Annotated in this window: 11 protein-coding genes, 1 tRNA gene and 2 pseudogenes; 7 read left to right on the top strand and 7 right to left on the bottom strand. The window is 52.0% G+C overall.

What is annotated here, in order from left to right; genetic code table 11:
- The first annotated feature begins 10 nt into the window (after positions 1-10).
- Positions 11-87, top strand: a tRNA-Met gene (locus ACXAH8_RS13070).
- Here ACXAH8_RS13070 and ACXAH8_RS13065 read toward each other — a convergent pair.
- The 7 genes from ACXAH8_RS13065 to ACXAH8_RS13035 form a co-directional block, all read right to left on the bottom strand.
- A complete protein-coding gene (locus tag ACXAH8_RS13065) occupies positions 44-1,126 on the bottom strand; it encodes a recombinase family protein (protein ID WP_475219045.1) in 1,083 nt (360 codons plus the stop codon). The two genes, ACXAH8_RS13070 and ACXAH8_RS13065, sit on opposite strands and share 44 nt — an antisense overlap.
- On the bottom strand, positions 1,096-1,593 hold the full coding sequence (locus tag ACXAH8_RS13060) for a recombinase family protein (RefSeq protein WP_475219031.1): 498 nt from the start codon (positions 1,591-1,593) through the stop codon (positions 1,096-1,098). Before ACXAH8_RS13060 ends, ACXAH8_RS13065 begins: the two co-directional genes overlap by 31 nt.
- Positions 1,594-1,795: 202 nt before the next feature.
- Positions 1,796-2,488, bottom strand: a complete 693-nt coding sequence (locus ACXAH8_RS13055) for a tyrosine-type recombinase/integrase (protein ID WP_475219029.1) — start codon at positions 2,486-2,488, stop codon at positions 1,796-1,798.
- A gap of 274 nt (positions 2,489-2,762) precedes the next feature.
- Positions 2,763-3,857 (bottom strand): tyrosine-type recombinase/integrase, encoded by a 1,095-nt coding sequence (locus tag ACXAH8_RS13050; RefSeq protein WP_475219026.1) that lies wholly within the window; start codon positions 3,855-3,857, stop codon positions 2,763-2,765.
- 219 nt (positions 3,858-4,076) lie between these two features.
- Positions 4,077-4,442: a hypothetical protein gene (locus ACXAH8_RS13045; RefSeq protein WP_475219024.1), complete on the bottom strand. Its 366-nt coding sequence runs from the start codon at positions 4,440-4,442 to the stop codon at positions 4,077-4,079.
- A 167-nt stretch (positions 4,443-4,609) separates the two neighbouring features.
- On the bottom strand, positions 4,610-4,861 hold the full coding sequence (locus tag ACXAH8_RS13040; RefSeq protein ID WP_475219021.1) for a helix-turn-helix domain-containing protein: 252 nt from the start codon (positions 4,859-4,861) through the stop codon (positions 4,610-4,612).
- 596 nt (positions 4,862-5,457) lie between these two features.
- Positions 5,458-5,694, bottom strand: a complete 237-nt coding sequence (locus ACXAH8_RS13035) for a hypothetical protein (protein WP_475219019.1) — start codon at positions 5,692-5,694, stop codon at positions 5,458-5,460.
- 423 nt (positions 5,695-6,117) lie between these two features.
- On the opposite strand from ACXAH8_RS13035, the pseudogene ACXAH8_RS13030 reads away from it, so the two are divergent.
- The 6 genes and pseudogenes from ACXAH8_RS13030 to ACXAH8_RS13005 all read left to right on the top strand — a co-directional run.
- Positions 6,118-6,255 (top strand): annotated as a pseudogene (locus ACXAH8_RS13030) (helix-turn-helix domain-containing protein); the annotation flags it as partial.
- Between the two features lie 77 nt (positions 6,256-6,332).
- Positions 6,333-6,507 (top strand): annotated as a pseudogene (locus ACXAH8_RS13025) (integrase core domain-containing protein); the annotation flags it as partial.
- A 222-nt stretch (positions 6,508-6,729) separates the two neighbouring features.
- Positions 6,730-8,526, top strand: a complete 1,797-nt coding sequence (locus ACXAH8_RS13020) for an adenylate/guanylate cyclase domain-containing protein (RefSeq protein ID WP_475219016.1) — start codon at positions 6,730-6,732, stop codon at positions 8,524-8,526.
- Positions 8,527-8,569: 43 nt separating this feature from the next.
- On the top strand, positions 8,570-9,508 hold the full coding sequence (locus ACXAH8_RS13015) for a phosphatase PAP2 family protein (protein WP_475219014.1): 939 nt from the start codon (positions 8,570-8,572) through the stop codon (positions 9,506-9,508).
- Between the two features lie 86 nt (positions 9,509-9,594).
- The gene (locus tag ACXAH8_RS13010; protein WP_475219012.1) at positions 9,595-10,191 is read left to right on the top strand and encodes a C39 family peptidase; all 597 of its coding nucleotides are present in this window, start codon (positions 9,595-9,597) and stop codon (positions 10,189-10,191) included.
- Complete coding sequence (locus tag ACXAH8_RS13005; protein WP_475219010.1) at positions 10,188-10,766, top strand: hypothetical protein; 579 nt, start codon at positions 10,188-10,190, stop codon at positions 10,764-10,766. Before ACXAH8_RS13010 ends, ACXAH8_RS13005 begins: the two co-directional genes overlap by 4 nt.
- Positions 10,767-10,948 lie beyond the last annotated feature (182 nt).

The following is a 10,948-nucleotide window of genomic DNA, read 5'->3' as shown; positions in this document are numbered from 1 at the left end:
CTGACTCTGACGCGGGATGGAGCAGCCCGGTAGCTCGTCAGGCTCATAACCTGAAGGTCGTAGGTTCAAATCCTACTCCCGCAACCAGTGTTGGCGAACAGAGTCCCGAACAAGCCGCCTCAGGGCGGCTTTGTTCGTTTTGGGATACTCCCAACCCAAGCAAACCTGCGAGTTCCCCAACAAGTTCAATAGCATATATTCCATCTTCCGGGATCAACCTGATCTCCGACAAACAGCTGCGAATGATGGATGTCGCTTTCGCCTGAGATGACGGATCGCGCAATGCCGTGGTCAGATTAGCGACTTGTTCACGATACACATCGGACAATCCGGGATGCAGCAAAACCGGCGGTTCATCTGACGCTGAATTGATGATGCCATCGAATTCGACTTTGCGCGCTTCTAACTCAGTCAGCTTTTCTTTCATGCTGGGGTGGAACATGCCATCGCCGATGGCGTTTATCAGATTGGCGATCTTACTCTCGACTTTCGCCAGATCGCGTTCGGCCTTACTCTGTTCCTGTTGAACGGACCCAACAAGACGATTGTATTCCTCTTGATAGGCGATGGTGAATTCTGCGATCAGATCAGGGTGCAACAACTGTTCCTTGAGGACGGAGAGAACACGGTCCTCCAAGTCTGTGCGTTTTATCGTCAACCGGTTGCCGCAGGTGCCTTTATTCTTATGAGCGGAGGACCCGAAATACTGCTTTCCGACTTGGATGACGCCAGTGCCACAAAATCCACAGGTCAGCATGCCGGAGAACAGATGCCGTTCCCGCTTGGTATTGCCAAGCTTCTTGATGCCATTGCTGATCGCGGCATTGCGCGTCTTTTCCTGCCGTGTCTTTACCGCGTTCCACAGGTCATCGAGCACGATCCTCAGATCGGGTACGTCTTCTATTACCCATTCTTCGGGAGGGTTCGGTTGGGCTTGCCGTTTACCACTATTAGGGTCTTTGACGAAACGCTGCCGGTTCCAAACCAACCGCCGGATGTAAAGTTCGTTGTTCAAAATGCCGGTGCCGCGTTGATGGTTGCCGTAGATGGTTGATGCACCCCATGTTCCACGGGGGGCGGGAATGCCCTCATCGTTCAGGTGGGCAGCGATGTTGCGTTGGCCCAGACCATGGCTGTAGTCCTGAAAGATAAATTGAACGATCTGGGCTTGGCTTTCATTGATCCGCCGCTCCCCTGTGGTAATAGACCTGTCTGCGCCCATTTCTCGCACAACGTCATAGCCGTATGTGATACCACCGGCTGATTTACCTTTGCGCACACGTCCTTCAAGGCCGCGATATGTTCCTGATCGCGGCTGATGCGGTCGAGACCTTCGGCCACAATGACGTCGAACTGGTTGTTTCGCGCATCTTCCAACAGTCGCTGGTAGCCGGGGCGCAGATGGGATGCCCCGCTTTGCCCCCGGTCTGAATAGGTCTGTGCCTTCTGCCACCCGTTACCATTGATCAGACGGAGACAGAGCCGATGCTGATCCTCAATAGAGGCGTCACTTTGAAGATCGGTGGAATAACGGGCGTAGATAGCGGCACGCATAGGTTGGACCTTTTCGGTCTGATGAACTGGTTGGCTCATCCCAAAGTAGGCACGGATTGGGGGATGTCTTCGACTTTCGATTGCAACTTGTTGCAATGAAAAATACCTCGGTCATAGGTATTTGACCGAACCGACGAGCGGCCGTTGGGCTCGATAGCTCACCGTTTGCGACCCAAGGACTTCATCTTTGCCTGCAGGAGAGATTGGTAGTCGTCACAGGCTAATAACCCGGTGGCACGTTTTAGTGCTTCTGAGACATGTCCAGCGTGGCATGTCCGAGGATATCCCGGATGATGTTAACATGTTCCGGGTCTGTCTCTGCGATGCTGGTCGCCGCAATGTGCCTAAACTTGTGGGTGCGCAACTCGACGCCCAGCATGCGTTTTGCCACTTTCGGCAGCTCACGAGACAGGCCATGGGGGGTAATGGGGTCTCCATGTTGGCTGATCCACAGCGCATTGGATGTCTTCGGTCCGAGCAGGATCGGGCGATGGATGTCCAAATAAGACTCCATCGGTTGTACCAGAACCTTGGGCAGAGGAAACCACCGCGCTTTTTTGTCTTTGGTGTCTTCCGCCGAAAGATGAACCTCAAACCCTTCGGCGTTTTTGCGCAGATGTTGGTTCGTTGTCAGCACTAGCAACGTGCGACGGCGCACGGGCCGCGAGATCAGAAAGGCGATCATCAGACCTGCGCGAAAGTGGATTGCGCGCTTCAGTTCACTGAGAGACGGATCACTCTCCACATCTTGGAGCCATTGTGAGCTTTTGGTCAGAGCGTCACCTGCCAATATCGGAACCGCCTTCGGCAGGCTTTTGCGATCTGCCAGATGTACCAGACGGTTAGACAGTTTGTTTAGCCAGTCCCAATCTCCTGACGGGTCCATGGCCTTTACAAGCACATAGAGATCACAAATCACATTCTTGCGGCTCATGAGGCCTACGCGCGCTTCCGCTTCTTCCAGATATCCCCGCACGGCATCGTTGGTAATGCGATCCGTCGGGGATCGATCCAAAAGGGCAGGCTAATGACGCTTTATCCATGACAGCCAGTAGCCGTAACTCTGGCGCCGTTTTTTGCAACTGCCGTCAGACCAACTCGCGCATGGTCCCATGCCGTCAAAGACGTCACCAGTTGCGAACAAGGCTTCCCAGGCGGTTTTGTCCGCCTGGGGCCAATCTCTATAAAGAAGAACGAGGGGAACAGGATTAGTCATCGGAAGCTCCCCGGATCTTCGAAAGAACCACCTCGTCGTAATGGTCATGTGCCCACTGGTTGCTGAGCAATGCGTAAAAGTCCATCGTGGTCTGGAGCCGCTTGTGCTTGCGCAGGCGGCGGACGGTCTCAAAGTCGCCGGGGCGTTCTTCTAGATAGAGCTTGGCCGCGATGTGGCGGAACAGATGTGGATGCACCTTCAAACCGGTCTCGCGTAAGACACGCTGGGTGAGTTCACCACTAAATTTGCTGGGCGCTCTTAGCTTCCCATCGCTGTTTCGGGGGAACAAGGCTCGTCCCTCCATCAGCGACACCTGCGGGCGGAACTGCATGATGTAGCGATGCAGCAATTTGGAACTGCGGGTGTTCAGCTTAACCTCAATCGGCTCGCCATTCTTTACCTCGATGCCTTCGATGCGAATGGAGTAAATTGTATGTGTTCCTGAACGGGTGACGATCAGAGGCTTATCCATATCAAGCCCCGCGAGGTTTTTGATACGCATGGGGCAACTCAAGAGGATGGTCAGCGCAGCAGCGTGCATCGCCGCCAAAGCGCTGTCCCGCTGGGTCGGATTGTCATTTGCGCGTTTCATCAGTGTATCTGGCAGACTTAGCAAGAGGGCCACGTTTTCCCAGTCGTTGAACTGGGCAAGACGCTCCGCGTTTTTGTTGCTCATACCGCGCGGGGTCGTAGCGACCCGTTTGTGTATGGCTTTGAGTGCCTTGATAACGTTTTCCGGCGCGTTCAGATGGTGCCTTCCAATCGCGATACCGGTTGCAGCTATGTTGCTGAGGCCGGAAGGCACGCAATTGCTTCCATGTCGATCCATCATCGCCCGGAAGGCAGTTTTGAGGTTGTCTGGTGTGACCAATGCAGAAAGGCTGGTGATGTCTTCCGGGTTGCTACCAGTTGTGACCAATGTGTCCAGCATTTGACGCAGATGCGCTTGGGTGTTGCGCAGGCTGTTCTCGCGCAGCGGCTTGTCAGGACCGTCCTCGCTGAACAGATCACGTTGCGCCAAGCGGTCGATATAGGCTTTGATCTCTGCTTGCAGGCTTTCCGGGTAATCCGTCAGCGGGCGGGCCACGTACCGATCAGACGGCAAACGGTCCAGCGGAGGCAGATCAAGGTCGTGTTTGCCGATCACGTGGTTCCACGTGTCGATCATGGATTGAATATACTTCGCGGGTTCGTTCTTCAGGAGCACAGCGTCAAGGGCTGCCTGAAATGACCGAACCTCTTCGCTGTTGACTTCCAATGGTTGGATCGATCGGGCACTGCAGTAGCGTGCAAAACGCATCAAGCCCTAAACCTGATGGCTGGACACTACGGCATTGAGAAATGTGTCCCATTCTGGTGTCGGGTCAAACTTGGCTTCCACGTCTTGCAAGACGCCGACCGTCCGCAACGCTCTGGCCAAGTCGCTTAGGGTAGTGCTGAGGGTTTTAGGCTTCACACCACAGGCTGCCGGATGCAACGATGCCAGTAGCTTGCGTAGCTGCGGTATGTCTGTCGGAATGTCCGACGGCGGTCGGTTCAAATATGTGCTGATGCGTGAGATCGCGGATAGATTGGACTGCTGACGCTTCTTGTCAGGGTCTGGGTTGGCCTTTAGCGCGTCTAACACTTCGGCCAAAGTCGCTGGGGGTTGGATATCTTGGTGATGTACCACGATAAACCTCTTCGGTTTTGAGATAAGGACAAAGGGGGACATTTGAGGACAGGCAGACCCATGACGGCCCTCTTGTGGACATTCGGGAAACCAAGGGTGTGAATTTAAATCCAAAGTTCGTTCCCCCGTTTTCCCGAACGCTGAAAAAGACGAATATTGTGAATATGTTAGAGAACATGTGCCGCAGCCTGATTGCCGCGTTGTTTGGCAAGGGCCTGCAGATCATTACGGGCGACGCGCCAATCGCGGCCCAACCGAGTTGCAGGCAGTTTACCGGATTTAATCCAGCGGCGAACGGTCTTGGTGCTGATGCGAAACAACGCGGCGACATCGCGTACGCTGAGATAAGCGGCATCTTCGTCGAGCGGCAAATCAACCATGATCCACCTCTCGATCTTCGTCGTTGCAACGGGTTGCAAAATCCGACCGAGCCACTTCGCGCGCCAGAAGGCGTACGCGTGCGATCAGAGGTTCGGGGATATCAAGAATGGGCGGTTTGCCCGAGGGAGCAGAAGACGAACACGTTATCGATACGTTCCTTTTCAAGGAACCGCTCGAAGCAATGATCGCGATGTTTTGGCTTAGGAGTGCACTCCAGACGACAAAACATTGACCTCAAAGGAGATCAGGATCATTGCTATCGAGTGCGTCGAGAACGAAAAATCGTCCTGTCCAATCCCAATATTGGCGGCCCAGCCATCACGGCTGGTAGGTTGATAGTCCTTGAGGCTTAAGGGCAGTTGCTTGCTTGTCAAAGACGCACGGTGTGGTTACTCCACGGTTACCGAAGCAGAGACCAGATCGAGTTCTACATGTGTAAGCTAATGAAATTATGTATTTTTTATCTTATTTTGGCTTGGGTTGGCTATCCGAACGTGATACCGTCATTTTCAAGGGTGCCGTGTGAGTGCCTGGATACCTCCTCTCTCTGACAAGCGACGAGGCCACTCCAGTCGGCTTACGCCGACATGTGTCAACCCGGCACCCGATCCCAACAATATGAGCGGAACAATGGTCAGTCCCAGCCTCGCTTGACGGCTCCGGACAACATTACAGTAATCTTGTCTGCCATCATGTGATCTAAGTAGTTTTTGAACATGAACACCTTGCTGAATCCGTACCGTGTTCCAAGACCGCGATTGTGCTGGATGCGGTAACCTTGGCTGACACGTTCGCGGACCTCTCTTACCATGTCGTGGTCATTGTTTTTCAAATCGCGGTTCGCGTCGTCCTTCAACCGACGTTCACCCAATCGACCATCCAAGCTGGTAGGGCGACGGAAATACTCTGATATCTGAAGCAATGTTTTGTTCGCCCGTGGTCGTTAGTACGATGGCAGGTGACCAACACAGTGCAGGTACGCAGCTCGATCCCAGATGTCGTCACGCAGCTTTTGGCAGTTGGTCAAATCGCTGAAATACCGCCCGTAGAGTCGCGACTTGTCCACCGGTGGAGACCGCTTGCGAGGCACAAAGTCGAAGGGCGGTTTTGGGGCGCGCGGGTCAAAGGTCATATCAGTTTCCGTTCGTGCAAAGTTACAAAAAACTTCTAATAATCATGGGTGTAGTACGGATCATATTTTCTGAATGTTTTGACATTACGCGGTGCCCAACTGCTGCCCACAGAAAAATGAGACTTACAAGTCGTGGTGGTATGGGACTCATCAGACGATCCAATGAACTCGATAGATGAACGCAAACGCATAGGCTGGAACTTGAGAGGAATGCGGAAGGAAAAACGTACAACTCAAGAAGGCTTCGCAACTGAAAGCGGGGTTGATCGCGGGCACATCAGCGGCGTTGAAAGAGGCGTGCGAAACTCGACGGTTGCAGCACCGAGCCGCTGCCGCCTTAGCTCTCCGGACAACTCTGACGACGGACAGGACAGGAAGAAGCACAAATCAGCATTGAAAACTGGAGGCAACACTACAACACGAAGAGACCTCACACCGCATTGGGTTACCCTCAGCCGGCACCAAAAAACCATTGTCCCAATGAACCAGAGACCAGTCGTGCACCAACAATCAAACTGGACCAGTCAAATCGGCCCAACCAAAAGCACGTAGGGCGTTCAGCTAATTTAACGTGAAAATGAAGATCAACCCATTATTTCCGTTACTTTTGCCTACTTTTGGCGGAAGGTTAAACAATACCGTCATTCGATTAGACGCATAGTGAAAGGCCAATTAACAAATAAAGAAGCAGCTCGTTGGTAGTCGCTCGCAGTGTTGTTTGATTGTGAGAATAAAACTAGCTTAAGACTAGGTGTCGTTCGGAGCTTTTTTTAAATGGACCACTTAAGCGCCATAGATGAGTTCGAACCCTCAAAGGCGATTGATTTGGGGCCTGACTACAAGGCTGTGCTCTTTGCAGATGTGGTAGAGTTCACCCGGCTTATGGAATTGGACAGCGTTGAAACCTACCGGCGATTTCGGCAGATCAAGGTAAGCGTCATAGATCCGCTGATCGTGGCCTGCCGTGGAGAAATTGTAAAAAACACTGGTGATGGCTTTGTTTGCGTTTTTGATGTTGCTTCGGATGCTTTGCGTTGCGCGCAGGAACTCCACAGGCGCGTAAAAGACGCTCAACATGTTGTCATTGTTGATGAAGCAATTGTTTGGAGGGTTGGGCTACATTGGGGAAGGTTGATTCGAGACCAGAATGATATCTTTGGGCACGTGGTCAATGTCGCATCTCGTCTTCAGGAGCTCGCTCCACCAGGGGGCACGGTTGTTTCACAGGATTTTCTCGAAGCCAGCCAAACCAACGAAAACTTTGAGAAGATTGATCTAGGTCCGGTTAGGCTAAAGAACCTTGTCGAGCCAATTCCAGCCCTTCTTCTAGGGGGCTTTGATGGTTTGAATCATATGACCTCGGTCGGGATTGCGGAACAGGACTCGGTTCCTTCGATTGCTTTGCTGCCTTTCGAAAATCTGAGCGCATCACTCGAGACCGAAAACCTAGCAATGGGTTTTGTCGACGACATAATAACCTCCCTCAGCAATCTGAAAGAAATATTCACCGTTTCGAATGGCTCCACCGTAGGGCTTACGCAAACACAAACCGACATGAACGAGATCGTCGAGAAACTGGGCGTACAGTATCTTTTTACCGGGCGCATTCACAGCTATCACCCGAACTGGCGACTTTCAGTAGAACTTACCGATGCACATACAGGTGAAGTTGTTTGGGCGGATCAATACAAGATTCTAATTGACGAGATTTTCGATCTACAGGACGAAATAACCTTGAACATTGTAAGACGAATTTCGTCTCATGTTCAAAACCGTCAAGTCAGGAAGGCACTTCGCAAGGCGCCACAAAGTCTTACAGCATATGATTATTTTCTTAGAGCGCTCAGCCTGATTTATCAGCTCAATCCTGAAAACTTCGCGCTTGCCAAAACGCTATTGAACAACGCGATCCGCGAGGACCCTACATGGGGTGCCCCCTTTGCCTTGTTGGCCCATTGGCACATGTTCCGCGCAGCTGAGGGTTGGTCGAACGATCCAGAGCAGGACGTCGCCCAAGTGATGCGCGATGCGAGGCTTGCGATTGAGAGGGATGAGTCCAATGCACTGGCTCATGCCTTGTTGGGTCAAGCGTTGGGATTGTTTGAACATGATCTCGAAGCAGCCAAGGACTATGTCGACCGGGCGCGGGATATTTCCCCAAACAGTGCTTGGGCGTGGACATTCAGCAGCGGACCTTATGGCTTTGGCGGAGAAACGGAAACAGCCATCAAATTCGCAGAGCGTGGGCTGCGATTGTCCCCGATTGATCAGCATGTATTTTTTATGCAAGGGCTGTTGGCTCAGAATCATTATTTGCATGGAAACCACGCGGAAAGTACGGCCTGGGCTCGGCGATCCTTGGCCGCAAACCCCCGATTTGGCAATGCGGCGCGGATTCTGATCGCCAGTTTATCGGCTCAGGGCATGGATGACGCCGCCTCCAGAATTGTAAGCCACCACAACACGATAGCCCCGAAATTTCGCTTGTCTCAGTATAAGACTCGCTGTCCTTTCACTAAAGAACACGCCGAAATTTATATTGACTCGTTGACACGCGCAGGCGTCCAATAACTGCCAAAGCATTTGTTTCAATAGTTTCTGTGGGGGAGTTGATATGAGTGGCGGTGGCTCTGGTGGTGGTTCAGGTGGCGGATCCGGTGGTGGTTCTGGCGGTGGATCAGGTGGCGGCTCGGGCGGTGGTTTCGGGTCAAATATCTGGGGCGGAACAAGCCATTTCGGCTTCAGCCCGGTGTATGGCAAAGGACCGTTGGACAAAGATCAAATCCATCCGGAAAGAACGTTTTCGGATGAAGATTGGGCTCCTGGCTATTTTGCCGAACGCATCCTCGCTGAATTCAACGAAGTGAACCCGGGCTGGCGTAACAACGCGTTTCTGAGTGGCGTCAGTGAAGTTAATGATATTACTCCCGGGCCGAAAAGGAAGCTACTGCCCTTCAATGGTGCGAGCGGAGATCCCCTGAAAACTGCCTTGTTCACACAAGTAACCGAGTTAACGGAAAAAACGTTTGAACGTCGCGTTCGCGAGGTTGAAATCTACGATCAGATTGACAATTGCCTGGATCACTTTTCGAACGTGCTAAAGCTCACGCCTCGTCACTACAATACGCACAGGCTGATGGCGGCGGCATATCGCGTTGGCTTGACGGTCGCGATGCACTTCAAAAAAGAGCATGCTTTCCCACGTCCAAATCAAGTTTATCCGTATCTGGTCCCTATGATACCGGTTCCGATGCACCCGTCTTGGCCAAGTGGACATGCGACACAGGCCTTTCTTGTGGCCGAAGCGTTAGCGGCCGCTGCATCGTGGACTGAAGAACCCGCAATGACTGTAGCGCGCCGGATCGCTGAAAACCGGGAGGTTGCAGGCGTTCACTACAAAGAGGACTCAGTCGCGGGCGAGTTGATGGCCAAGGTGGTGATAGACCTGCTGAACAAAGGGGCTGGCGATACCCCGTTGTTTGAAGAACTCAAGCAACGTGCCGAGTCGGAGTTGAACGAAACCAGCGCTCCTCCTCCTCTTCCGCCGCCTTAGTCTTAAATCATGTCTCTCCGACACGAACCGCGCAATCTGCGACCAACGACGCAGATCTCCGAAAAGGTCGAAGAAAGGAACAGGCAATGATCGAAAAAGATTTGGGCCCGATGGTGCCCTTACAAGAGCAGCAAAACTGGTGTTGGGCTGCGACTACTGCGGGCGTCCATAACTTTGTGTATTCAAAAACCGACCCAAACGATGTGAAGAAATGCGAAGTCGCAAATCGAATGCTGGATCTCAACGATTGTTGCAACTTGACCAACGGCCAAACGCCAATCGAATGTAATGTGCAGTCGGGACTGACGCTTCCATTGTTCGAGTATGACTGCCACAAGACGACCTTTGCCAACAAAGTCGACTTTGACAACATCATGGCTGAAATTGATAATGACCTGCCTTTGTGTGTACGTGTTGTCTGGCAGCAAGGCTTTGGCGAGGGGCACTTTGCCGTTATTGTCGGCTATATTTTTGATGACGAAAACGGGACCATTTCGGATGTGATCATAGAGGACTCGGCCTACCAGCGCTCGATACAGACATATGCATCCTTCAAAGAGTTTTATCGTACCATCTTGATGACACCGGAAGGCGTGGAGGTTAAAGAGGGGTTCTGGACGCATTCATATTTCATTGCTTCGCAATCGGAGCCTGAAACAGATAGCGAGGATTCGGAAAGATGATGAATCCAAAACCACCAGAGGGCCTGACAGACAAAGTAAAAACTGAAGTTGATACCCGGATGCAGCAGACAAGCAGCGCCGCCTATCTGGGATTTAATCCATTGATTCCACTACGCGCTGAGGCTTTGACGCCAATCCCGCGTTACTCCCTCGCGCTTACCCATCCAACCACTGTCGAGCAGGTTCACTCGCTGGATACCGTATCGAGCTGGAGTTATCTGGTTGAATTGACACCCCAAGGTGGAGGCGATTCACTATTCATTTTCGCCGAAGCGGTAAAAACGCCGGGGGGCGAATACGAATACAGTAGTATTACGAATCTTCCTAAAGAAATCAATGGGACCCAGGTGCCGGGTATTTTCACGAACGACGCGCATGCCTTGGCTATATTGGAAGCTCCTTATTATTACATTGAAGCGTTCTGGAAACGGACACGCCTTCCCGCAACTGATGTGTTTGTGTTTGTGCGGAATACGTTTGGTCGATTTCCACCCTGGACGCCAGATAGTCGTAATATAGTGCCACTGTCCGATCTAGTGTACTACCTGAATACACAGTTGGATCGGCCATTCTAAACTGATCATCTTACTTGAATTGTTAAGTTCGATATCGATTTGGTTCGACGGTTTAGCTTGATCCGCTGTCAAAGACTGATTTATTCAAAACTACTCGCAAGACTTCCAAAGCCTCCTGCAAAAAAGTAAATTCTCTACCCAATACCACTCTGCAACCTACCAAATCCTTTGCCTAGCGTATG

The sequence above is a fragment of the Ruegeria sp. ABV3_008 genome, from assembly GCF_056161185.1.
Note: the sequence above shows the minus strand (reverse complement) of the source record. Positions and strands in the feature narration are given on the sequence as shown.